The organism is Vibrio sp. DW001 (assembly GCF_029016285.1).
Lineage (GTDB): Bacteria > Pseudomonadota > Gammaproteobacteria > Enterobacterales > Vibrionaceae > Vibrio.
In genome coordinates this window covers 1,521,978-1,544,514 of the sequence record NZ_CP091975.1, presented here as the reverse complement: position 1 = coordinate 1,544,514, position 22,537 = coordinate 1,521,978, and the positions used below count along the sequence as shown (strand labels likewise).

The window sequence follows — 22,537 nt, the reverse complement described above, 5'->3', positions numbered from 1 at the left end:
ACTCAAAATGGTCCTCAACTGATGGATAAACACGCGTTAAAGACTGAATCTTGTCATATAAAACGGTGCAGTTATTACCAAACTTCTATAACGTATTTTTCAGTTTGATTAGCAAAATCTTACGAATTTCTCCTAATCGGACTTTGTTCTCTTGATTCCACGGGATAGGTCGCAACAAGGACATCGCTCTAAGACCCAGCCTTGCCGTTAAGATGCCAACACCAAACCCTTGCGCGACACGAGTAGAGACTTTACCCGCAAGATCCATAGAAAGCAGATCCATACCGGCATCAGTGGCCACCTCTGTTGCTCCTGCTACTGCCATGTTAACCAACACCAGCTTAAACAGTTTCAACCTTGACCAGTAACCAAGTTCGACTCCATATACTTGGGCTAGCTCATCAATTAGTTTGAAATTTCGCCATGCAACTAACAAAATATCGACAATAGCCAATGGGCTCACTGCAACAAGTACCGCCGCTTCTGTGGATAATTTCGCCACAATCGCTTTCGCTTGCTGATCTTGCTTAGTGATGACCATACCTTCATACATCTGCAATATTTCTGCGTCGTTGTGCGTATCGTTTATTGCACTTTGCCAACGGTTATAGCTCGGATTAACATCGCTGATCCCGCTCTCTTTTGCCAGTTGCTCACAAAAAGATTTTCCTTTACCAAGTCCTGAGCTTTCTAGTAACTCTTCACTCCGCTCATGTACAGAAAAATGATGGCGTAATCTTCTTAGCTTTAATAGTTCTTTACCGATCGCCGAAATTCCCAACCCAGCGATTGATGCCATAAACAAAGACCATCCTACCGATAACCAGTTCGATGATTGTACCGCTGTGATAACAGTGTCTGCGGCTTGCCAACCGATCAAACCTGTAAATACAGCCAACAAACCGGCACCTAGCCATTTGCGTTTCTTACTCGGTCTGATAATTGACTCTAGCTGTTCTTCTGCTAACGCTTCCGACTCTTCTTCTAACTCCGCAGGAACAAATTTGACCTGCTCTTCAAATGTTTTATGGGTAGTCAGTTCGATATCATCTTGTGTTGGCGTATCGATGTTCTCAGAAAAGATATGCTTAGATTTATACTCTGTCATTTAAGTTTATCCCCAATTAAATATTGCAGTGCTTTATCGATTCTGATGTGATTCAAAGCGGTATCACTATTCGACTCCATCGGTCGAAAACTGTTAAAGTCAAACCGATTGTTATCCCAAAACTCTTTTTTTGGCAGTTTTTCCGGTACTTCCCCGGGGTAGATTGTCAACGGCACACCATCGTTCGTCGTTCCTTGCAATGCCGGTACATTGTCATCACCATTTGAGACAAATCCCGTCGTCGTGGCACGGATTGACGCAATGGTCATACATTCCATATCGATGTTCTCAAAAGCGGCGTGTTGCCATGACGGATGTACCATCTGTTGCAGCAGAGAAAGCAACGAAGTATGTTGATCTGGTGTGACATGGTCTGCTTTTGTACTCGCAAAAAGTATCTTATCGATTCGAGGAGAAAATAACCGCTTTAATAGAGAGCTTCTACCGTAACGAAAGCTTTTCATGATCTGCTCTAATGCACTTTTCATATCATGGAAAGATTCATAACCCGCATTCAATGGTTGCAAGCAATCGACTAATACAATTTGTCGGTCAAAGGTGGCGAAGTACTCTTTATAAAAACGCTTAACCACTTTCGTTTGGTACTCTTGATAACGAGTACGCAGCATTCCATAGACGCTATGCTTACTTGCTTTCTTAAGCTGTTCTGGATTCTCGGTATCAGAGTATGGGAAGAACTGAAGAACAGGCGCACCCTTTAATTCTCCCGGCAAAACAAAGCGGCCCGGTTGCACCCAATGCAGCCCTTCTTCTTTGCAGCGATATAGGTATTCTGTATAAACTAACGAAATTCTTTCAATCTCTTTTTCATTCGCTTCCGCTAGAGGATCGAGATCTTTTAAACTCTCTAACCACGGTTTAGCGAACTCCGACCGAATCCCTTTCAGCGATGCAAATTGCGTTTCACTCCACTGCTCAAAACTCATTTCCAATAAGGGTAAGTCTAGTAGCCATTCTCCGGGATAATCGATGATATCAAGATACAAGGTTGATGAATCAGCCAATAGACGCCTAGCCCCTTTTTTAGGCTTATAGCGTAAAGCAAGGCGAATCTCACTGACATCTTTTGTTGGCTCTGGCCACTGAGCGGGCACTTCTTGTAAAGAGTCCATGGCTTCATCATATGAGAAACGTGGAACCATCATGTTGGTTTGCGGCACTCTTTTTGCGCCGATTAGCCGCTTATCTCTTGCAGCACTTAACAGCGGTAGATTGTCATCAATAGACGAGTATAAAAGCTGATTGCTCAATGAGGTTATAAACGCCGTTTTACCTGCCTTGGAAAGCCCTGTTACAGCTAATCGCATATGGCTATCCATTCCTCGATGGAATAAGTCATTAACTTCTTGGCGGATTTTTTTCATTAATTTATGCATCCTCTACGAGATTAGGCACTGAATAGGTTAGCGAGATGATACGTGAGGAGATGTGAAAGAAAAAGAAACAAAGATTGGTTAGCACTCTCACTAATCAATCTTTGTTCGGTTATCTATGACGTTGCTAGTCTTCTTCTACCAATTTGTATATGACAAAGAGAGCGAGTTCTAATAGCAACGTAGTGACGATGCTAATCATTACCCACTGCTGATTAAAAACACCAATACCTTGCAAAATCATATCTTTCACAACGAAAAAACCAACGATAACGGCAATGATGAGCTGAAGTACTTGTACAAAACGAGCCATTTTAAATTCCATCCTTGTTTTTATTTTTTGGTCGATATATCTAATTTTGAGATCGATATAGGGTACGCCAAATACTGATAGCACAACATTTGAGGTACCCTAATTCATAATATTTGTAAAAAATACGATTACTTTTTATTAAATACCATACCATTGATAAATCAAGAAAAAGCGCAAATTATCCTGCGCTTTGTCAACATTACGTTATTATTTTGCTGCTTCTGCTATTTTTACTTTCCAAGTATCAGGACCAATTTGGTGCGCATTAGCGCCTCGCGAATCAACGGCAACGGTAACAGGCATATCTTCCACATCAAATTCATAAATAGCTTCCATCCCCAACTCTTCGAAAGCAACAACACGAGCTTTCTTAATTGCTTTCGCAACTAAATAGGCTGCGCCACCAACGGCCATTAGATAAACGGCTTGGTTCTTTTTAATAGACTCAATAGCCTCAGGGCCTCGTTCCGCCTTACCTATCATTCCCATTAAGCCCGTTTCTTCAAGCATCATATCAGTGAACTTATCCATACGAGTTGAGGTTGTTGGACCTGCTGGACCCACAACCTCATCACCTACCGCATCAACGGGGCCGACGTAGTAAATAAATTTACCTTTAAAGTCGACACCTTCAGGCAGACCCTCGCCGCTTGCAAGCATACTTTGAATACGTTTATGAGCCGCGTCACGACCAGTTAAGATCTTGCCTGACAGTAAAACCGTTTCACCTGTTTTCCACTCTTTAACGTCCTCTTTGGTCACTTCATTAAGATTCACTCGACGTGTATTTTTATCTGCTTCCCACGTTATTTGTGGCCAGTCTTCTAGTTTTGGTGGCGTTAGTTCGGCTGGTCCAGATCCATCAAGTGTAAAATGAGTGTGGCGTGTAGCGGCGCAGTTCGGAATCATACAAACAGGTTTAGAAGCCGCATGAGTCGGAGCCGATTTAATCTTAACGTCGACAACGGTAGTGAGCCCACCAAGACCCTGAGCTCCAATACCAAGTTTATTAACACGGTCAAAGATATCTAAACGCAACTCTTCTTCTGCATTTGACGGGCCGCGGTCAATCAAGTCTTGGATATCTATATTTTCCATTAACGACTCTTTAGCCAATACCGCTGCTTTTTCTGCCGTCCCACCGATACCTATCCCGAGCATACCTGGAGGACACCAACCTGCCCCCATCGTCGGCAATGTTTTCTCTACCCATTCTGCAATGTCATCCGATGGATTCAGCATCACCATCTTGGTCTTGTTTTCTGAGCCGCCACCCTTAGCCGCGATCTGCACTTCAACCTTGTCACCCGGCACCATATTGATATGAACAACCGCAGGCGTATTGTCTTTGGTGTTTATACGTTTACCTGCGGGGTCGGACAAAACCGATGCTCGCAGAGGGTTATCAGGATTCGTATATGCTTGACGCACCCCCTCATCGACCATTTCTTGAACCGTCAGATCGCTCTCCCACTGGACTTGCATACCAATGTTTACGAAACAAGTGACGATACCCGTATCCTGACAGATAGGCCGACGACCTTCCGCAGACATTCGAGAATTGATAAGAATTTGAGCCATTGCATCCTTGGCTGCCTTACTCTGCTCTTTTTCGTAAGCACTCTCCAACGCCTTAATAAAATCGAGCGGGTGGTAGTACGAAATGTATTGAAGTGCGTCAGCCACACTACTGATTAGATCTTGTTTACGAATGACGTTCATTGCTTGCCTCTCTATTCCATTTTTTGATTCAAAAGAATGTGCCATGACACCCAACTGAATATTATTTAATTTTTAAATTATGATACCCTTGCTCGCAACCTAGCGCCATTCAGTGATTGAACCCTTTGTCACAAATCAAACAAATGAATACCAATAAATTTCAACACATCAGTACAATTCCACTCGACTACAGCCCTAGCCTTGCGTTAACGCTTTTCACACCAATTTCGGAACTTCCTTGGTCGATGCTGCTTCGTTCTGCTTCTAAGCATCATTCTGACAGCCGTTACGATATATTGGTTACACGACCTATCGCGACACTCGTGACATCCGAAGAACAAACCTCAATAACGCATGGTAATGAAGTACAAAAATCCAACCGTGACCCATTTACCTTACTTCAAGAAATTCAGGAAGCACTTCTCCCTAATATCGACATCGACATCGATCTTCCTTTTATAGGTGGCGCACTGGGTTATTTTGGGTACGACTTGGGTAGACGAGTAGAAACAATCCCTAATATCGCGACGAAAGACATAGACACGCCAGACATGGCGATTGGTATTTATGAATGGGCAGTGGTCATCGATCATCTCGAACAAACCGCCTGTATAGTTGGAAACAACATTGATAAGCACCTCACTTGGTTACTCAATCTAAAAGAGGCCATGCAGACCCGTTTTGCCCTTTCTTCTCAATGGCAGTCAAACATGTCCAAGGCTGACTACACGTCAAAGTTTAACGCTGTATATAGATACTTACACTCAGGTGACTGCTACCAAATTAACCTCGCACAGCGGTTTTGCGCCGATTATCAAGGTAGTATTTGGCAGGCTTATCAAATACTAGAGCAAGCAAACCAAGCTCCCTTCTCTGCCTTTATAAAACTGGAAAACAGCGCGGTTTTAAGTATCTCTCCTGAGCGTTTTTTACAAATAAAAGGGCAAAATATTGAGACAAAGCCAATTAAGGGCACACGTCCACGGTCTAAGAATCCAGTAAAGGATATGGAAAACGCCCACGATCTCGTTAATACTGAAAAAGACCAGGCCGAAAATCTGATGATCGTTGACCTTCTGCGCAATGATATCGGTCGGGTCGCAAAACCTGGAACAGTGAAGGTTCCACTATTATTTGAAGTTGAAAGCTTCCCTGCGGTCCATCACCTTGTTAGCACAGTGACTGCTGAGTTAGCCGCAGAGTACAACGTCACTGATTGCTTACGCGCATGCTTCCCAGGAGGCTCGATTACAGGTGCGCCAAAAGTTCGTGCGATGGAGATTATTGAAGAGTTAGAGCCGCACCGAAGAAGTATTTATTGTGGCAGTATTGGCTATATTAGCCGCTCTGGTCAGATGGACAGCAGTATTACTATTAGAACGTTAATTGCAACAGAGCAACGCTTATATGCATGGGCTGGCGGTGGCTTAGTTGCCGATAGTCAAGTGGCATCAGAATACCAAGAAACGTTAGACAAATTGAGTCAAATTTTACCGATACTCGCGGATTATTGAGGGAATATTTATAGATGAATTACCAAACGTTATTACAAAATTTCTGTTTAAATATCCCGGTTGAATATCATGCAGAATCACTAGAGCGTTTGCGAAAGTTGGAACCATCTTCATTACGTAAAGCGGCGGTGCTCATTGCTTGCGTTGAGCGACACGATGGTCTACATATTATTCTGACCAAACGAGCTAACCATCTACGTCATCATCCCGGGCAGATCAGCTTTCCAGGAGGCAAACTAGAATCGTTTGATAATTCACTTCAACAAACCGCAATTCGTGAGGCCAACGAAGAGATTGGACTTGATCCTAAATTGGTTACTATTCTCGGACAATTGCCTCCATTAATGACATTCAGCCAATTCATGGTTACACCTGTTATTGCCTTGGTGAACAAGGATTATCAGACCACCATCGATGCCAACGAAGTTGATACCGTTTTTGAAGTACCAGCCGCACACCTATTCGATATAGATCAACTCTATAGTCAAGTTTTCCAACTCAAGACATATTCTCATCGAATCTTCGCTATCCCTTATAAAGAACATTTCATTTGGGGTGTGACAGCGCAAATAATTCAAGCACTGCAACTTCAATTAAATTGAGTTATTCTACGCATCGTACTCGTAACGACAATTTGGACTTGTTCAATCAATGATTACCATAAGAAAAGCCAAACTGAGAGATTATTCGACACTGATGGAACTGGAAATTAGTTCAGAGCAGCAGCCGTTTGTATCGATGTTTGGAGAATTGTATAAAAATAGATTACCAGAATACGAGTTTTACGTTGTTAATGAAGGTAAAGAATTACTCGGGTTTTTCATCTTAGATACCGCCTTTTCAAAAAAATACACCTTTGCAGAGAAGAACGAGTTAGGTCTTCGCAACTTCGTGATTGGAAAACAATATCAAGGCAAAGGCTATGGTACATTAGCCATGCAACGAATACTCGTTTATGCTTATGGTGCTTATGCCGATAGCCGTTCTATCTGCTTAACCGTAAACAAAAAGAACCTTGCGGCTTATCGCTGTTATGAGAAAGCGGGCTTTATCGATACAGGGGTTCTTTATTTTGGTGGTGACGCTGGTCCGCAACATATTTTGAGGAAACAAATCGGCTAATTTATCAACAACAAAAAGCCTATTTTAAATAAAACATAGCCCGTCAGACCCGAATTTGACCTCACTCGTCTTCATTTTGTACTTTTTCTATGTTTATTTGTCATTTGTGCTTGAAGCTATTTATTTGACAGGTAATATCGCAGGTTGAATATAACAATTTCTAAATTTGGTAAACATCGTTGCAAACAAGCGACATGTTTTGCTGTTCATTCTTTATGGAGAATAAAAATAAAATGACTTACGCGCCTGTAAAAGACGTTTTAGGCGGAAAGCTAGCGGTAGACAGTGAAGTAACTGTTCGTGGCTGGATCCGTACACGTCGAGATTCCAAAGCCGGTATCTCTTTCCTCGCCATTTATGACGGCTCTTGTTTCGACCCGATTCAGGCCGTGGTCCCTAATAATTTAAATAATTATTCTAATGAAGTATTAAAACTCACCGCAGGCTGTTCTGTCGAAGTAACCGGTACTATTGTTGAGTCACCAGCAAAAGGGCAAGACTTTGAACTCGCAGCCACAGACGTTAATGTTGTCGGTTGGGTCGAAGATGCGGACACTTATCCAATGGCAAAGACTCGTCATTCTATCGAGTATTTGCGCGAGGTTGCTCACCTACGTCCACGCACTAATGTTATTGGAGCTGTTGCTCGCGTGCGTAACTGCTTATCGCAAGCAATACATCGTTTCTACCATGAAAATGGTTACTATTGGATGTCTGCACCTCTCATCACCTCTTCCGATGCTGAAGGCGCTGGTGAGATGTTCCGAGTATCTACATTAGATATGACTAACCTCCCTCGTACAGAGCAAGGTGATATCGATTATAACGAAGATTTCTTCGGCAAAGAGACATTCCTAACGGTATCGGGCCAACTTAACGCTGAAGCTTATGCATGTGCGCTGAGTAAAGTCTATACCTTTGGTCCTACATTCCGTGCAGAAAATTCAAACACAAGTCGTCACTTAGCCGAATTTTGGATGGTGGAACCTGAGGTTGCTTTCGCCGATCTTAATGACATAGCGTCGTTAGCTGAAGACATGCTCAAGTACGTGTTTAAAGCCGTACTAGAAGAGAATCGCGATGACTTAGAGTTCTTTGCTCAACGTATTAACAAAGAAGCAATTACTCGACTAGAACAATTCGTAGACGCTGACTTTGCACAAGTCGATTACACAGATGCCATCCAGATTCTCATTGATTCTGGTAAAGAATTTGAGTTCCCTGTTGAATGGGGTATCGATATGTCATCGGAACATGAGCGCTTCTTAGCGGAAGAGCATTTCAAAGCACCAGTGATAGTTAAAAACTACCCAAAAGACATCAAAGCATTCTATATGCGTATGAATGACGATGGCAAAACAGTCGCTGCAATGGATGTTCTCGCACCAGGTATCGGTGAGATTATTGGCGGTGCTCAACGTGAAGAACGCCTTGATGTTCTTGATAACCGCATGCGCGAGATGAATATCGACCCGGAACACATGGGCTGGTATCGCGATCTTCGTCGCTATGGGACTGTGCCTCATTCTGGATTTGGTTTGGGCTTCGAACGTCTTGTAACCTACGTTACTGGCATGGCAAACGTACGTGATGTTATTCCATTCCCAAGAACGCCAAGAAGCGCAAATTTCTAAACGCTGTCTTTTGCTTCGTTAAATCAGCAAAGCGTTATTTGAAAAATGCTAAGAGCCGCCCAATTTAGGCGGCTTTTTTTATGATTTTCGTTCCATTTCTATCAGCATGAAATAAACTGGTTGGCCATTAGGTCTTATCAATTAAGATAACTGCCAGTGACATTCTAGGGACAGGCCATGTATCAACCGAAGTATCAATTCACTAATACCTTAATGAGTTATTCAATCGCTGGCATCATTTTCGGTACGTACGGTGGCCGAGTCTGTCCGATGCTAGAAACATTGTCTGCTGTCGAGATAGGGTCTCATGTCGCAATAACCTTTTTTGCCATGTTCGTCACCCGTCATATTTTATCTACACGTGGTTTTTTTCCATTCAATGGGCAGCTCTCCAAATTAGATACACTGCTCTTTGTTGCATTCAGTCTCCCGCTGGCAGGGTTCTACAACTTGAACTATGAATTCCCTTACGACAGCAATTTGAAAGTCATCTTTGGTATGGCACTGTTTGGTTTTCTATCTGGCACTATATTGGAGCTTCTGGAAAAAAATCGACACGTGGCAAGTGACCAATTTCTAACCTCTTTAACTGGCGAACGTCGCTCCATCATCACGCAGATGATCTCTCTATTTTCGTTGCTTATTATTGCAACAATCGCGTCTCTGACAATGATTGAAGTTAAAGATATCTATTGGCTTGAACATAACCCTGAACGGCTTTTAGATGGCTCTGGTCGAATTAGCGTACTGAAGGAGTTTATCTATGTTTCGTTCGTTCTTATGGCATACGGCGCAACTATAATCGTCTTATGGACAAAACTATTAAAGCAACTATTCGACTCTCAGGAACTTGCGTTAGAGAAAGTAAGCGCTGGAGAAGTCGATATTCGTGTTCCTATATTTGATAACGACGAATTAGGCTCAGTCGCATCGTTGACCAATAATATGCTCGACTCTCTTCACTCTTCAAGAGCAGAAGTAGAAAACACCCGCGACATCGCCATTGTAAGTCTATCCGCACTGGCTGAAACGCGCGACAATGAAACGGGCGCTCATATCCTCAGAACACAGCAGTACGTGAAAGCATTGGCCCAAAACCTATCTTCACACCCTTTGCATTCTGAGACGTTGTCCGCTTCGTATATTGACATTCTACACAAATCAGCACCGCTGCACGACATGGGTAAAGTTGGCATCCCTGACAACGTATTGCTCAAACCCGGAAAACTCACCGAAGAAGAGTTTGAAATAATGAAACAACATCCTCAGATTGGTGCGGATGCCCTCTCCTTTGCCGAAGAGCAATTAGGGCCATGCTCATTCCTAAATGTGGCCAAAGAGATATCATTGACCCACCATGAAAAATGGGACGGTTCTGGGTATCCAAAGCAGTTGTCAGGCAGCAACATCCCAATTTCTGGACGATTAATGGCTTTGGCTGATGTTTATGACGCGTTAATCTCGAAAAGAGTCTATAAGCCAGCTTTTAGTCATGAAAAAGCAAAATCTATCATACTGGAAGGCTCAGGCAGTCACTTTGACCCCCTAGTAGTGGAAGCCTTCTTGTCGGTAGAATCTGAGTTCGTTGAGATTGCTGCACGTTTTAAAGATAAAAACCAATAACGCTTTTATGCGTAATTTATGAACAACAACATTCAAAAAGTTCAGCTGAATTTGGAATTTTTACTGTTTAAAGTGCTAAATAGGCTGACTTAAATCATTAAATTCATCCAAATTAACTTTATTTAGGTTTTTCTTCTTTTTTACTGTTGTCAGTTTTCATTCATACAGGTATAAATAAAATAACCCACTACTAATTAACACGGATGAAGATTATGTTTGAGAAAGTTGCTGCGGCTCCGGCCGACCCTATTCTTGGCCTAACAGAGCTATTTAAAAAAGACACCAACCCTAAAAAAATCAACCTAGGTGCTGGTATTTATAAGGATGAGCAAGGAACAACCCCTGTACTTGCAACCGTGAAGAAAGCTGAAGCGGCCATCCTAGAATCTGAAAAAACAAAATCTTACCTCACCATTGAAGGTACTGCAGAATACGGTCTAGCCGTGCAAAAACTCCTGTTCGGTGTTGACGCAGAGATAGTCTCTACTAAGCGAGCGAAAACAGCACAGGCCCCTGGTGGTACTGGAGCACTGCGTCTAGCAGGCGAATTCATTAAGCGTCAATTAGGTTCGCCTAAGATTTGGATAAGCAACCCTACTTGGGCGAATCACAATAGCGTGTTTACCGCTGCAGGTTTAGAAACCGTTCAATACAGTTATTACAACGCGGCGTTAAAAGAGAAAGATTTCTCTGCAATGGTCGCTGATCTCTCTCATGCTAGCGAAGGGGATATTGTTCTACTACACGGTTGTTGTCATAACCCTACAGGTATCGACCCAACCGCAGAAGAGTGGGAGCAACTTGCTAAACTGTGTGCTGACAAAAAACTGGTTCCTTTATTTGACTTCGCTTACCAAGGCTTTGCAAAAGGCGTGGAAGAGGATGCATCTGGTCTGCGTACTTTTGCTAAATTTAATAAAGAAATGTTAGTTGCGAGCTCTTTTTCTAAAAACTTTGGGCTCTATAACGAACGGGTTGGTGCATTTACGATTGTTGCCGAATCTGATGAAGTGGCGGCAACTGCATTCTCTCAAATTAAAGCCATTATTCGTTCAATTTATTCTAACCCACCAGCCCACGGTTCAGCAGTTGTCACCTATATCCTGAACAATCCTGAGCTAAGAGCAGAATGGGAACTAGAAGTCGCAGAAATGCGCGATCGTATTCAAGAGATGCGCACGCTGTTTGTAGAAACACTAAAAGCAGAAGGCGTGGCGAGCGATTTCAGTTTTATCGAACGTCAAAATGGCATGTTCTCTTTCTCTGGTCTAAATAAAGGTCAGGTAGAACGTTTAAAGCAAGAGTTCTCTATCTACATTGTAGGTTCTGGTCGTGTAAGTGTTGCAGGTATGACCAAAGCAAACATGGGACCGCTTTGTAAAGGTATTGCCGCAGTTCTATAATGGCCGCATTAACCCCCTGACTTCGAATGAACCGTCCCCGATCTGGGACGGTTTTTTTTGCCTACCTTTTAATACCAATCTGAACAGTTAACTGACTAGTAATATGGATATGATGGAACAGGCATCCAAATTACTACTAATTGCAAGTTTGCTTTGCTTGATAAGAGATAGTGTTGACGTTTAGTTTGTCAATTTAGCAACCCAGTTTCAACGGCGTATTTAGCGAGTTCCGCAGTAGAATGCACATTCAATTTGTGTTTTATGTTTTGCCTGTGAGTTTCAACGGTTCGGTAACTAATATTCAAAAGACTCGCTATCTTTTTACTACTACTACCTTGCGCAACAAGTTTTAATACCGCTTCCTCTCGACGACTTAAAGGGTTTGCCTTTTTAGCCGCTGGTATAACCGCTTCAGCAAACAGCGTTTGCGTTGTCGATTCACAGAAGTAAGTTGAACCCAAGTTAACCGTCTTGATAGCCTGTACCATTTTTTCAGCTGATATTTCTTTAAGCATGTACCCAACCGCGCCAGCTTGCATGACATTGATTATATATTCACGGTTGTCGTGCATGGTTAACATCAGCACTTTCACATCGGGGAATTCTTCTTTTATTAATTTGGTCGCGTCAATACCATTCATAATTGGCATACTCACGTCCATTAGAACCACGTCAGGTTGATGTTGTTTAACTGTATCTATCGCTTCCAATCCATTTGATGCCGTTGCCACGACTTGGATTTCAGGCTCAATCTCTAGTCTGGCCATAAAGCCTTCTAATACAACTTGATGATCATCTACAATGATAATTCTTATCGGTTTTTCCATACCATCAACCCATCCAAGTTAAGCAACACAGTGATCTCCGTGCCTAAATGCGGTTCACTTGAAAGCTCAAACTCCCCGCCAATAAATTCTACCCTTTCTCTCATATTTCGCAGACCAATACCTTTTTTAACTAAACCATCGACTTCGTCAAATCCAACCCCATCATCTCGAATCATCAGCTGTAACATGTTACCCATCTGATGCAAGATAACTGTGATTTTTGAAGCATTTGCATGTTTTTCAATATTGGTTAGCGACTCTTGGGTGACTCGATAAAGCGTCGTCGCAATTTCAGAATTAAGCTTGCCGTCTTGAGTATCAAAGAGCGTTTCTATTTCGATCTCAGAATGTGATTTAAAATCCTTTAACAACGTCATCAAAGCGGCCTCTAAACCAATATCATCTAGTGCACTGGGTCTAAGGTTATGTGAAATTCTACGAACTTCATTAATCGCCATCGACAATGAGCTTTGCGATTTTTCAATATGTTGGTTAAGCACATCACTCATTTCACTGTGATCCAGTTTGTTATCTAGAATCTCAAGGTGACACTTACTCGATACCAGTAATTGATTAATGCCATCATGTAACTCCCGTGCCAAGTGTTTCTTTTCATCCTCTTGAAACATGACTGTTTTATGGGCCAGTTCTTTTAGATTTCTATCCGCTAACCTATGTTCATGTAAATTGATAGCCAAGGTCAGTACAATTATGACGGCAACCGTGACCGCCAATATTGAGATAACCGAAAAAAACGTGGTTTCGATATTTTTGTTTACCGTATCTTGCATCTGCATCACTTCATTGCTGATGTCTTCTATATAGAGTCCGGTGCCGATCATCCATCCCCACTTGTCGAGCCAGGAGGCATAACTTAGCTTCTGAACCACTTCATTGGTTGATGGTTTTTGCCATAGGTACCGATGAAAGCCACCACCAGCTTGCGCTTGAAACAACAATGCTTCAATAAGATAATCACCGTTGTTGTCTTGGAACTCCATCAAGTTTTTACCAACAAGTTCCGGCAACATAGGATGGACTAAATTCACTCCATTCCTATCGTAAACAAAAAAATACCCATCGTTTCCGTAACTCAGTTGACCTAAGATTGTTTTTACCTGCTCTTGTGCGGCGAGGTCACTAGATGATGCATTTTCGTATATTGGCTGAATAGCGCTGATGGCCATATCGATACTGTCTTTTAAAGCAGACTCTCGGGCCTGTATTAAGTTATCACGGAATATCTCGATCTCTTTTTGACCAAGGGATTTGGCTTGATAGATAGATATCCAACTGATACTGGCACTCACTATAATCAAAGGAATGAGGGTCAATAGGATTAATTTTGCTTTAAGTGGCATTTTCTTTCCCTAAATAACCTTAGCTTGGACCAAATAAAAAACCGTTCGCAAAAACGAACGGTTTTATCATAACAACTTATGTTAATAGTTTGTAATTAATAAGGATTAACCTCGGATTCGATCACATTCCATAGAAACCAGGGAAAACCAATAGGCTAACTAAAACCGCTACTTGAATCAGAATAAAGGGTAATACACCTCGGTAAATATCGGCTGTCGTCACCCCTTTGGGAGCGACCCCTTTCAGGTAAAATAGGCTAAAACCAAATGGTGGTGTGAGGAAGGAAGTTTGGAGGTTCATCGCAACCAAGATAGCAAACCAAACCATATTGATCCCCATAAGCTCTGCGACAGGTGCAATAATAGGGACAATAATAAAGCAGATCTCAACGAAATCGATAAAGAACCCGAGAACCAATATCACGAGCATTACAATGATTAAAAATCCCCATTTTTCTCCCGGCAAATCAAGCATCCACTCTTCTACAAGTATGTCACCACCGGTATAGGTGAAGGCCATGGAAAAGGCCGTTGCACCGAGTAATATTGCAAACACCATAGCGGTTACTTTTACGGTCTCCTTCGATGCCTCGTAGACCATACGGAAGCTAAATTGCTTATATAGAAGCGCAAGAACAATCGCCCCTGTGCCACCCAATGCCGCCGATTCTGTTGGCGTTGCAATACCCGCAAATATCGACCCTAATACAACAATAATGAGTGCAAGAGGAGGGATAACCGCTTTAAGGGCAGTGATGACTTCTTCTTGACGTGATATCGACTCATCCCTTTCTATTGTTTGTGTCGCTTCTGGATTAAGCTTAGCGTAGATAAGGATATAGATAATGTAGGCACCGACTAGTACGAAACCTGGCCATATTGCCGCTTGGAAAAGGTCTCCAACCGGTACACCGAGCACATCACCCAATAGAATCAAAACGATGGAAGGAGGGATAATCTGACCTAAGGTACCTGAGGCACAAATCGTTCCGCAAGCTAAGCCCTTATCATAATTATATTTAAGCATTACTGGCAGAGAAATGAGGCCCATCGCTACAACAGATGCGCCTACCACTCCAGTAGATGCGGCTAACAATGCGCCTACTAAAACGGTTGATATTGCTATACCACCACGAACATCCCCAAACAGGCGTCCCATAGACTCTAATAGCTGCTCTGCCAATTTGGTCTTTTGCAATACTAAGCCCATGAATACAAATAACGGGACCGCCATCAGAACGGTATTCTCCATTATCGACTGTATTCGATAAGGCATGAAAGCAAACATCTCGATTCCCTCGGCCCAAGTACCAAATAGGAAAGCGATACCACCAAATGTAAAGGCAACAGGAAAACCAAGTAACAAAGCCAAGAGAGCAACAAAAAACATCACTATACCGATCATGATTCGTTCCTCTTCGTCTCTAAGATAGCTCTTTTAGGACTGATAATATTATTGATAGAATTGAGTAAAAGACCAACGCCACTGAGTGCCATAAACATAAACGAAAGTGGTATGAGTGCTTTAATAATCCAACGATAAGCTAGACCACCTGGGTCACCGGATGTTTCACCAAGCGCATAGCTTTCTTTCGCAAAATCAATACCATACCAAGCAACTAAAAGACAAAAAGGGAGTAAAAAAACAAGGGTGCCTATCAGATCAATAATAGATTGTGCTCTTGTGGATAATCTTTCATAAAAAATATCAACTCTTACATGTCCCGCGGTACGAATTGCGTAAGGGACACCAAGTAAAAATACAGCAGAAAAAAGGTGCCATTCCAGTTCTTGGAAACCAATAGATACATCGTTGAATGCATAACGCATAACGACATCGTAAACAACATTTATAACAAGCAGGATAAATAAAATACTGGCTAACCAGCCTAATAGATCGCCTATACGATTGAACAACTGTTCCATCTTGATAAGACTTCTCATTCCGAACTCCGTGGAATTTATAATTTAATTATTGCGCTGCCTTATGGCAGCGCTTGTTATTATTATGGATTTCTTCTTAGGGTTCTAGAGCAAGTTATTATTTTTCTTGCCCTTTTTGCTATTTAGCCTTTATTCAGACGCGGCTTGGCTGTTTAGGTAGGCTCGATGGGAAATATTGGTCCATGAACGTACTTGTTTTAAGTAAGACGCTTGAGAATCTTGAATCTCTTTCGTTAGTGGGTCTTTAGCTGCATGCTCGGCAAGTAGTTTATCATTTGCTTCGCGTAATGCTTTCATTACTGCAGGTGGAAAGTCCTTAACTTGAACGTTTGGATATTCCGTCTTCATTGATACCCAGTTCTTACCACTTTCATGCGTTGCTTGTGTGTACATGTCATAAGCTGCGGTGCGCATTGCTATTCTTAAAATTTCGCGTAAATCTTCTGGTAACTTCTCATAAGTACGCTTATTCACTAAGAACTGCAATTCAGAACCCGGCTCATGCCAACCTGTATAGTAATAAGGTGCAATTTTGTGGAACCCCATACGAAGATCTAACGAAGGACCAACCCACTCTAATGCATCTATGGTGCGACGCTCTAAAGATGTATATAGCTCTCCAGGCGCAATATTAGTTGGTTTTGCACCCAGTTCAGCCAATACTTCACCTGCGAATCCAGGTATACGCATTTTCAACCCTTTTAGGTCGTCAACACTGTTGATCTCTTTTTGAAACCAACCACCCATCTGTATATCCGTGTTACCACCAGGGAATGAAAGCAGGTTGTGAGGAGCGTAAACCTTATCCATCAACTCCATACCACCGCCGTGATAAAACCAAGCGTACTGCTCTGCAGGCGTCATACCGAAAGGCATCGATGTAAAATACAATGTATTGGGTACTTTACCCTTCCAATAATATGAGCCCGAATGTCCCATATCGTACTGTCCAGATTTAACCATATCAAATACACCAAGCGGTGCTTTGTGTTTGTTCGCAGAGTCGATACGAATCACCAGCCGACCATTTGACATTTTCTCTGCCATTGCCGCCATATTCTTCGTTGCATCACCAAATACAGGGAAGTTAGGTCCCCATGTTTCTGCTAATTTTAATCGATACACTTTGTCAGCGGCAGTCGCACTCGTCGCCATTAGCGATATACATACTGCAGCGACAACCATCGTCCCTGTAAAGACTCGTTTCACTGATTTCGAAATTAGACTCATTTTTTTACGTCCTTTGTTATTTTACCGATACTTACACCAGTAAGCACACGGGGTAACAATGGACATATTCAACACATAATGAAATCGGCGTGAACACGCATCCAATTAACATCTACATGTTTGAGTTCGACTTTAGTATTACGTATTAATACGCAATTAAATAGTTATCGTGAATTAATATCATTACATTACAGTGAGTTATTAATACGTAAGGTACGCAGGTCCGTATATAGCACCTACGTAGTTAACATTAAACCCGATCGGATAAATGTTATTATTTTGTGACCTATAGCTCACCGACTATAAAACAGGAGAGTAAAACCAAAAAAGCTCCTAAAAGGAGCTTCGTTTTTATGGGCCTAGTTACATCAGGTCTTAGTTCGCTTTATACTGAACCTTGTTACCTTCAAGTTGCACTTTTAGTACAAGATTTTCTTCTAGTAACTTCTTTAGTGCACCCGTAGCCCAAGAGGCCGCTTTGCCTTCTTCTTGCCCTGCTTCCAAACCAATCTGTTTACTATTGATTCCTTCAGAACTATTCAAAACAATATCAAGAACTTGTTGTTGTTTTGGTGTTAAGACAATAGACGTAACCGCTTTCTCTTCTGTTACTTCAATCACGTCATTTTGAACTGTTTTTTTCTGTTTTGGCTTTGTTGAAGGTGTTGTCAAAACGACGTTTACGCGTTTTTGCAACTTCATTTGCACTTTACGTTTATGAGCGAGTCTCATTATATTTTCCTAAAATCCGCAGCGGTAAAAACTAAAGAGCGCTTTTATACCAAAAATTCGAAACGAATTACAGTTTTGGGCGATAGGTTGGATAATAATTGAACAAAAACCGATATTTAGCGGATTTTATTTAAAATATGACCATCAAATGACGATTAATACAGAGGCATTTCATCAGCTACGAATGGATTTGTTCTTCGCTCTCTACCGATTGTTGAATTAGGTCCGTGACCGGGAACAAATTCTACGTCGTTACCTAAAGGCCACAACTTGGTCTTTATAGACCGAATCAATGTTTCGTGATCACCCTGCGGGAAATCGGTTCTGCCTATTCCTCCTGCAAACAATACATCACCGACAAAAATAAGTTGAGCGTCTTTGCTGTAAAACACAACGTGTCCAGGCGTATGTCCCGGAGTATGGTAGACCGCGAATGTTTGATTGCCAAAGGTAACTTCATCACCGTCAAGTAACCAATGTTGAGGCTCAAAAGATTCGGTTAGTGGAAAACCGAACATCTTACTTTGACCTTCCAACCCTTGTAACCAAAAATTGTCCGCTTTGTGGGGACCTATTATCTCAACACCCAACTCTTGAGCCAATGGCTGCGTCCCACCAACATGGTCTAGGTGACCATGAGTCAACAATATATTGACAACATCTACACTCAGTTCTTGAATTAGCATTGTAAGCTGTTTTACATCCCCACCGGGATCAATAACGATACCTTTCATGGTTTCGTCACACCAAACAATTGAACAATTTTGTGCAAAAGAAGTGACTGGGACAATTTGATATTTAAGGCTCATAGTTTTGCTCAAGTTGGTTTACGTTTATGGCAAAACTATGACATTTGAGGACGCACAATACAAGCTAGTTACCAAGAACGTACTGGTCCAGAATCGATATGAACAAAATTACTGTTTGGATAATAACCAACGCCACCTGCTTTTAATGTTTTTGCCGCATCTCGGACTTCGTCAAGCGGAACCCCTTCCAAGCGGAAATCCATTGCCTTACCTAGCATGTGGAAACTCTTTTTTGCCACTGCACCAGACTTAGATCGCAACAACTCGTTTGTTAAAGGCGATCGGTATCCGGATATTAATTGCACTTCAGCACTGGAGTTTAATAACGTTTGAATCGCATTAAGTTGACTTAGTAAATGCTTATCGATGTCATGAACTTCGTTTCTACGAAAATCTCTAAAGATATGATTTATCTTATTTATTTCGGCCGCAAAGATTCTATTATTTGAATCAAACTGCGTTTGTAGTTTTTCTCCGGTATGGAGATTTTTAAACGAAACCACTTTGTTCTTAGTCAATTGACTATTTTGTTCTGCCAAAGAGGCCAGTACACTGGTAGGGAAAAAGGTAGCAAGGGCAACACCTCCAGTGGTTAGACGTAAAAATTGTCGACGGTCTACTGTATTAATTGGCATAAAGTTCTCTTCATTAAATAAACGCTGTGCAAATTAACGTACATTAATTGATCAGTCAAATAATGGACGGGCGTATTTTCTGTTACTGGAATACACATACAATATTCAAGCCAACAATTGTCGGTTTGAATATTGAATTAATTGCAGTTTTTTTCGAAGAGCTCAATTTGTCAGTTTTTAGTCAAATTTAGAGAGGATGTTCTGTTGTCATAACCGTAGATATCTTTTCTGTATTGGATCTGCCCATTTTTAACCCAAGCAGTTTGATAGAGTATATGAACAGGTATATGCCTTTTTAGCGCTACTCGATGCATTATCGGGTCTTCAATGGATTGCTTCGGTGGTTCAATCCCCTGCACTTTCATCAAGGTTTGAGCAAATTTATCTGCATATTGAACCCTGATACATCCTGAACTATAAGCACGCGTTGTATTGTTAAACAAGTATTTTGACGGCGTATCATGTAGGTATATAGCTCTAGCATTTGGTGTATTAAACTTAAATGCACCTAACGCATTTCGTTTCCCGGGAGCCTGTATCATATTGTATGAAAAAGCGTCTGGATCGATTGTCTGCCAATCAATCGTCGAAGGGTCAATAACCTCTTTCGAACCCCAGTACTTTACGATTTTCATATTCATTCTTTCGAGATAACTATCATCTTTTTTAATTAAAGGAATGATATCTTCACGCACTAATTTTTTAGGGATTTTCCATGAAGGATTCATAATTAATGTATCCATCTTCACTCTTAGCAGCGGTGTTTTTCTCTTCTTTTTTCCTACGATAACTTTTGAAGAAAATTGATTTTCCCCTAGATACCAATAATTTAAATGAAAACTAGGGAGATTGACGATGATAGTGTTTTGGAGGTCCTTTGGCATCAATCTGGAACGTTCAGTATTTAGCGCGACAGAATATAAACGGTCTTCAAGTGGCTTATTGATCCAGTATAACGTCTCTTTTCCTATAACCCCATCAACTTTTAAGCCATGCATTCTTTGAAACTGTTCCACAGCCTTAATTAAAGGTTGGTCATATTCCATCGTGTTGACATCGATATCTTCAGTGTTAATGCCAACAACCTTCAAACGGTCTACTAGAGGACGTTTGTTATATATGCCGTCGCCTATTTTGATAATACCCACTTGTGCATAACGCCTGACTCCAGAGTCAATGCCTTGTGTCAGCAAGCTTACCGCCTGATGCACGTGGTCCATTTGATCTGGTGTGCCATTCAAGGCCCTAACGTAATCAATAAGTGTTCCTCTATTCACGTTTTGCACGAACTGATTGATAGCGTCATTGGTCAGTACAATTTCTGGGAGCTCCACGCGACTCCCGTAATACCACTTAAAACCGTTTTCTTTTACTAGCTTTGTGTAGTTATTAAAATTCAATATCGTGTCGGTCGCAATAACATCGTACTCATACCACCGCCCTTCATCTCGTAAATTTTGTAACCTTAACAATCGAGCTGAGAAAAAATCACTTAACTGAGCGTAATGTACAATCATTAGTAATGACTCTAACTCTTGAGACGTCTCTGGTTCATGCCAAATGAGTTGAAAATTACGGGCCGTATAGATTTCATTTAAAATTTCGGGATAGGTGACTTCCGAAGCGACTTTCTTGTCAACTTGCAACCAGTTCATTTGGTACAAATCTTCTAGTGCTAGCGATGGAGGAGTAAAACACAATGCTAATATCAGTAAAAACCGATTATTCATAAAAAGACAGCCATATTAAAGCGTTATATATAGAATAGGGCAATATATCACCAGATGTGAGGATTGAGATTAGCATTATTGAGAAACACCACAAATAATACATAAAAACCCTACATTAAGCAGGGCTTTACCACTATTTACGACATCTTTTTAAAACTAAATATCTAAGTTGTGTTTTCCGTGAGAAACCTTCGCTTTTAGGTAACTTTCATTGCCTTGCTTGACATGGGCAAAGGTATTTATCACCTCTTCAAGTTCAATCCCTAAACTTTGCAATTCGTTTATTTTTTTAGGATTATTCGTAATCAGCTTAACTTTATCAATACCTAAAGCGTTAAGCATTTGTGCAGCTTCGGTAAAGTCTCTTAAATCGTCACCAAACCCTAGGTGATTATTCGCTTCGTAGGTATTCATTCCTTCACTTTGCAATCGATAAGCGTCGATCTTATTGTACAATCCGATCCCCCTACCTTCTTGTCGAAGGTACAGTATGACCCCACCTCGTTCACCCATTTTATTAATCGTTTCTTCGAGTTGCTCACCACAATCACAACGTGACGAATGAAATACATCTCCGGTCAAACACTCGGAATGGATTCTGACTAATGGGGTGTTTTCTTTTTGGTCGGCATTTTGAAATACAAGTGCTACATGCTCTTTATCGGTTTCCAAGCCACGAAAAGAGAGAATCTCTGCATCGATATCACTTTTCAAACCAACCTTTAAAGCCACTCTGGCGCGGACTTCAGCCATATTTATTCTCGCTTAATCATTCATTAAAGCATCAACTACATTAACGAACTACTGATATTCTAGATGATAACAACAATATTGGGATTGAAGTGAAGGATTTCAATGAAATATCGCGACATAGCAGTGAACTGTCGTTATCCATACGAAGGATAACTGTTATATTATAACAATAACCGAACCTTTCAAACCTTAATCTATATTTCTATCGTCGCTTCGCTTTGGTTTAACCAATCTAAAAGCGAAAAATAGCCCAAGAATGAATAGAAAAATAGGAAAAAACCACAATACCAATGTTCTATTTGATAATGCAGGATCATAAAGTACAAAATCACCAAAACGATGAGTCATAAACTCTACTATTTGGTCATCACTCTGGCCGTCTTTTACCATTTGATACACTTTTAGTCGCAGATCTTTGGCAACAGGAGAGTTAGATTCAACTAGGTTTTGGTTCTGACATTGCGGACAACGAAGGCTTTTCGCTAGACTTACGGCCTCTTGTCTTTGTTGCTCTGAATCAAATTCAAATAATTCAGCTTGTATCGCGACATCTTTGTTATTGTCATAAAAAATGACGGGGTCACTTTTGTTGGCTGCTGTGGTCGTAAAAACAGTCATCATTAACATTAGCGCTGAAGCCACGGATACCGATATTTTTCTCATTTTGCCCACTAGATATTGTT

General features: G+C 41.3%; 21 protein-coding genes. 6 read left to right on the top strand and 15 right to left on the bottom strand.

What is annotated here, in order from left to right:
- Positions 1 to 85 precede the first annotated feature (85 nt).
- The 4 genes from L3V77_RS07300 to L3V77_RS07285 form a co-directional block, all read right to left on the bottom strand.
- Positions 86 to 1,108 carry a TIGR01620 family protein gene (locus L3V77_RS07300; protein ID WP_275136408.1) on the bottom strand — a complete coding sequence of 341 codons (1,023 nt, stop codon included), beginning with the start codon at positions 1,106 to 1,108 and terminating at the stop codon, positions 86 to 88.
- The gene (locus L3V77_RS07295) at positions 1,105 to 2,493 is read right to left on the bottom strand and encodes a YcjX family protein (protein WP_275136407.1); all 1,389 of its coding nucleotides are present in this window, start codon (positions 2,491 to 2,493) and stop codon (positions 1,105 to 1,107) included. The genes L3V77_RS07300 and L3V77_RS07295 overlap by 4 nt, the downstream gene beginning before the upstream one ends.
- Positions 2,494 to 2,629: 136 nt before the next feature.
- Positions 2,630 to 2,815, bottom strand: coding sequence for a hypothetical protein (locus L3V77_RS07290; protein ID WP_195703068.1), 186 nt, complete (start codon positions 2,813 to 2,815; stop codon positions 2,630 to 2,632).
- A gap of 207 nt (positions 2,816 to 3,022) precedes the next feature.
- Positions 3,023 to 4,537, bottom strand: coding sequence for a fumarate hydratase (locus L3V77_RS07285; protein WP_275136712.1), 1,515 nt, complete (start codon positions 4,535 to 4,537; stop codon positions 3,023 to 3,025).
- Positions 4,538 to 4,680: 143 nt separating this feature from the next.
- Here L3V77_RS07285 and pabB point away from each other — a divergent pair, with 143 nt between their 5' ends.
- From pabB to L3V77_RS07255, 6 genes are all read left to right on the top strand, one after another.
- Complete coding sequence (pabB, locus tag L3V77_RS07280; protein WP_275136406.1) at positions 4,681 to 6,051, top strand: aminodeoxychorismate synthase component I; 1,371 nt, start codon at positions 4,681 to 4,683, stop codon at positions 6,049 to 6,051.
- Between the two features lie 14 nt (positions 6,052 to 6,065).
- Positions 6,066 to 6,653, top strand: a complete 588-nt coding sequence (locus L3V77_RS07275; RefSeq protein ID WP_275136405.1) for a CoA pyrophosphatase — start codon at positions 6,066 to 6,068, stop codon at positions 6,651 to 6,653.
- A 49-nt stretch (positions 6,654 to 6,702) separates the two neighbouring features.
- A complete protein-coding gene (locus tag L3V77_RS07270; protein ID WP_275136404.1) occupies positions 6,703 to 7,173 on the top strand; it encodes a GNAT family N-acetyltransferase in 471 nt (156 codons plus the stop codon).
- Positions 7,174 to 7,406: 233 nt separating this feature from the next.
- Positions 7,407 to 8,807 carry an asparagine--tRNA ligase gene (gene asnS, locus L3V77_RS07265; protein ID WP_195703064.1) on the top strand — a complete coding sequence of 467 codons (1,401 nt, stop codon included), beginning with the start codon at positions 7,407 to 7,409 and terminating at the stop codon, positions 8,805 to 8,807.
- 177 nt (positions 8,808 to 8,984) lie between these two features.
- Positions 8,985 to 10,430 carry an HD domain-containing phosphohydrolase gene (locus L3V77_RS07260; RefSeq protein WP_275136403.1) on the top strand — a complete coding sequence of 482 codons (1,446 nt, stop codon included), beginning with the start codon at positions 8,985 to 8,987 and terminating at the stop codon, positions 10,428 to 10,430.
- A 212-nt stretch (positions 10,431 to 10,642) separates the two neighbouring features.
- On the top strand, positions 10,643 to 11,833 hold the full coding sequence (locus L3V77_RS07255; RefSeq protein ID WP_275136402.1) for an amino acid aminotransferase: 1,191 nt from the start codon (positions 10,643 to 10,645) through the stop codon (positions 11,831 to 11,833).
- Positions 11,834 to 12,021: 188 nt separating this feature from the next.
- Here the strand turns inward: L3V77_RS07255 and L3V77_RS07250 are convergent, their stop codons facing one another.
- The 11 genes from L3V77_RS07250 to nrfF form a co-directional block, all read right to left on the bottom strand.
- A complete protein-coding gene (locus L3V77_RS07250; protein ID WP_275136401.1) occupies positions 12,022 to 12,660 on the bottom strand; it encodes a response regulator transcription factor in 639 nt (212 codons plus the stop codon).
- A complete protein-coding gene (locus L3V77_RS07245) occupies positions 12,645 to 14,021 on the bottom strand; it encodes a cache domain-containing protein (RefSeq protein ID WP_275136400.1) in 1,377 nt (458 codons plus the stop codon). The genes L3V77_RS07250 and L3V77_RS07245 overlap by 16 nt, the downstream gene beginning before the upstream one ends.
- 121 nt (positions 14,022 to 14,142) lie before the next feature.
- The gene (locus tag L3V77_RS07240) at positions 14,143 to 15,426 is read right to left on the bottom strand and encodes a TRAP transporter large permease subunit (protein ID WP_275136399.1); all 1,284 of its coding nucleotides are present in this window, start codon (positions 15,424 to 15,426) and stop codon (positions 14,143 to 14,145) included.
- Positions 15,423 to 15,965, bottom strand: coding sequence for a TRAP transporter small permease subunit (locus L3V77_RS07235; protein ID WP_275136398.1), 543 nt, complete (start codon positions 15,963 to 15,965; stop codon positions 15,423 to 15,425). Before L3V77_RS07235 ends, L3V77_RS07240 begins: the two co-directional genes overlap by 4 nt.
- A gap of 129 nt (positions 15,966 to 16,094) precedes the next feature.
- Positions 16,095 to 17,195 (bottom strand): TRAP transporter substrate-binding protein, encoded by a 1,101-nt coding sequence (locus L3V77_RS07230; RefSeq protein WP_275136397.1) that lies wholly within the window; start codon positions 17,193 to 17,195, stop codon positions 16,095 to 16,097.
- A gap of 375 nt (positions 17,196 to 17,570) precedes the next feature.
- Positions 17,571 to 17,927: a MarR family transcriptional regulator gene (locus L3V77_RS07225; RefSeq protein WP_275136396.1), complete on the bottom strand. Its 357-nt coding sequence runs from the start codon at positions 17,925 to 17,927 to the stop codon at positions 17,571 to 17,573.
- 155 nt (positions 17,928 to 18,082) lie between these two features.
- The gene (locus L3V77_RS07220; protein ID WP_275136395.1) at positions 18,083 to 18,736 is read right to left on the bottom strand and encodes an MBL fold metallo-hydrolase; all 654 of its coding nucleotides are present in this window, start codon (positions 18,734 to 18,736) and stop codon (positions 18,083 to 18,085) included.
- Positions 18,737 to 18,804: 68 nt separating this feature from the next.
- Entirely contained in the window at positions 18,805 to 19,371 is a 567-nt protein-coding gene (locus tag L3V77_RS07215; protein WP_275136394.1) for a YcbK family protein, read from the bottom strand.
- Positions 19,372 to 19,541: 170 nt separating this feature from the next.
- Positions 19,542 to 21,101, bottom strand: coding sequence for a L,D-transpeptidase family protein (locus L3V77_RS07210; protein WP_275136393.1), 1,560 nt, complete (start codon positions 21,099 to 21,101; stop codon positions 19,542 to 19,544).
- Between the two features lie 156 nt (positions 21,102 to 21,257).
- Positions 21,258 to 21,854 carry a GTP cyclohydrolase II gene (gene ribA / locus L3V77_RS07205; RefSeq protein ID WP_275136392.1) on the bottom strand — a complete coding sequence of 199 codons (597 nt, stop codon included), beginning with the start codon at positions 21,852 to 21,854 and terminating at the stop codon, positions 21,258 to 21,260.
- Between the two features lie 189 nt (positions 21,855 to 22,043).
- Positions 22,044 to 22,517, bottom strand: a complete 474-nt coding sequence (nrfF, locus tag L3V77_RS07200) for a heme lyase NrfEFG subunit NrfF (protein ID WP_275136391.1) — start codon at positions 22,515 to 22,517, stop codon at positions 22,044 to 22,046.
- Between the last annotated feature and the right edge of the window lie 20 nt (positions 22,518 to 22,537).

Excerpts from the sequence above, each read along its gene's own strand:
- L3V77_RS07235 (WP_275136398.1), bottom strand. The coding sequence starts at position 15,965 with ATGAGAAGTCTTATCAAGATGGAACAGTTGTTCAATCGTATAGGCGAT.
- asnS (WP_195703064.1), top strand. The coding sequence starts at position 7,407 with ATGACTTACGCGCCTGTAAAAGACGTTTTAGGCGGAAAGCTAGCGGTA.
- L3V77_RS07290 (WP_195703068.1), bottom strand. The coding sequence starts at position 2,815 with ATGGCTCGTTTTGTACAAGTACTTCAGCTCATCATTGCCGTTATCGTT.
- nrfF (WP_275136391.1), bottom strand. The coding sequence starts at position 22,517 with ATGAGAAAAATATCGGTATCCGTGGCTTCAGCGCTAATGTTAATGATG.
- L3V77_RS07245 (WP_275136400.1), bottom strand. The coding sequence starts at position 14,021 with ATGCCACTTAAAGCAAAATTAATCCTATTGACCCTCATTCCTTTGATT.
- L3V77_RS07285 (WP_275136712.1), bottom strand. The coding sequence starts at position 4,537 with ATGAACGTCATTCGTAAACAAGATCTAATCAGTAGTGTGGCTGACGCA.
- L3V77_RS07230 (WP_275136397.1), bottom strand. The coding sequence starts at position 17,195 with ATGAGTCTAATTTCGAAATCAGTGAAACGAGTCTTTACAGGGACGATG.
- L3V77_RS07240 (WP_275136399.1), bottom strand. The coding sequence starts at position 15,426 with ATGATCGGTATAGTGATGTTTTTTGTTGCTCTCTTGGCTTTGTTACTT.
- L3V77_RS07210 (WP_275136393.1), bottom strand. The coding sequence starts at position 21,101 with ATGAATAATCGGTTTTTACTGATATTAGCATTGTGTTTTACTCCTCCA.
- pabB (WP_275136406.1), top strand. The coding sequence starts at position 4,681 with ATGAATACCAATAAATTTCAACACATCAGTACAATTCCACTCGACTAC.
- L3V77_RS07220 (WP_275136395.1), bottom strand. The coding sequence starts at position 18,736 with ATGAGCCTTAAATATCAAATTGTCCCAGTCACTTCTTTTGCACAAAAT.
- L3V77_RS07250 (WP_275136401.1), bottom strand. The coding sequence starts at position 12,660 with ATGGAAAAACCGATAAGAATTATCATTGTAGATGATCATCAAGTTGTA.
- L3V77_RS07275 (WP_275136405.1), top strand. The coding sequence starts at position 6,066 with ATGAATTACCAAACGTTATTACAAAATTTCTGTTTAAATATCCCGGTT.
- L3V77_RS07255 (WP_275136402.1), top strand. The coding sequence starts at position 10,643 with ATGTTTGAGAAAGTTGCTGCGGCTCCGGCCGACCCTATTCTTGGCCTA.
- L3V77_RS07225 (WP_275136396.1), bottom strand. The coding sequence starts at position 17,927 with ATGAGACTCGCTCATAAACGTAAAGTGCAAATGAAGTTGCAAAAACGC.
- L3V77_RS07215 (WP_275136394.1), bottom strand. The coding sequence starts at position 19,371 with ATGCCAATTAATACAGTAGACCGTCGACAATTTTTACGTCTAACCACT.
- ribA (WP_275136392.1), bottom strand. The coding sequence starts at position 21,854 with ATGGCTGAAGTCCGCGCCAGAGTGGCTTTAAAGGTTGGTTTGAAAAGT.
- L3V77_RS07270 (WP_275136404.1), top strand. The coding sequence starts at position 6,703 with ATGATTACCATAAGAAAAGCCAAACTGAGAGATTATTCGACACTGATG.
- L3V77_RS07295 (WP_275136407.1), bottom strand. The coding sequence starts at position 2,493 with ATGAAAAAAATCCGCCAAGAAGTTAATGACTTATTCCATCGAGGAATG.
- L3V77_RS07300 (WP_275136408.1), bottom strand. The coding sequence starts at position 1,108 with ATGACAGAGTATAAATCTAAGCATATCTTTTCTGAGAACATCGATACG.
- L3V77_RS07260 (WP_275136403.1), top strand. The coding sequence starts at position 8,985 with ATGTATCAACCGAAGTATCAATTCACTAATACCTTAATGAGTTATTCA.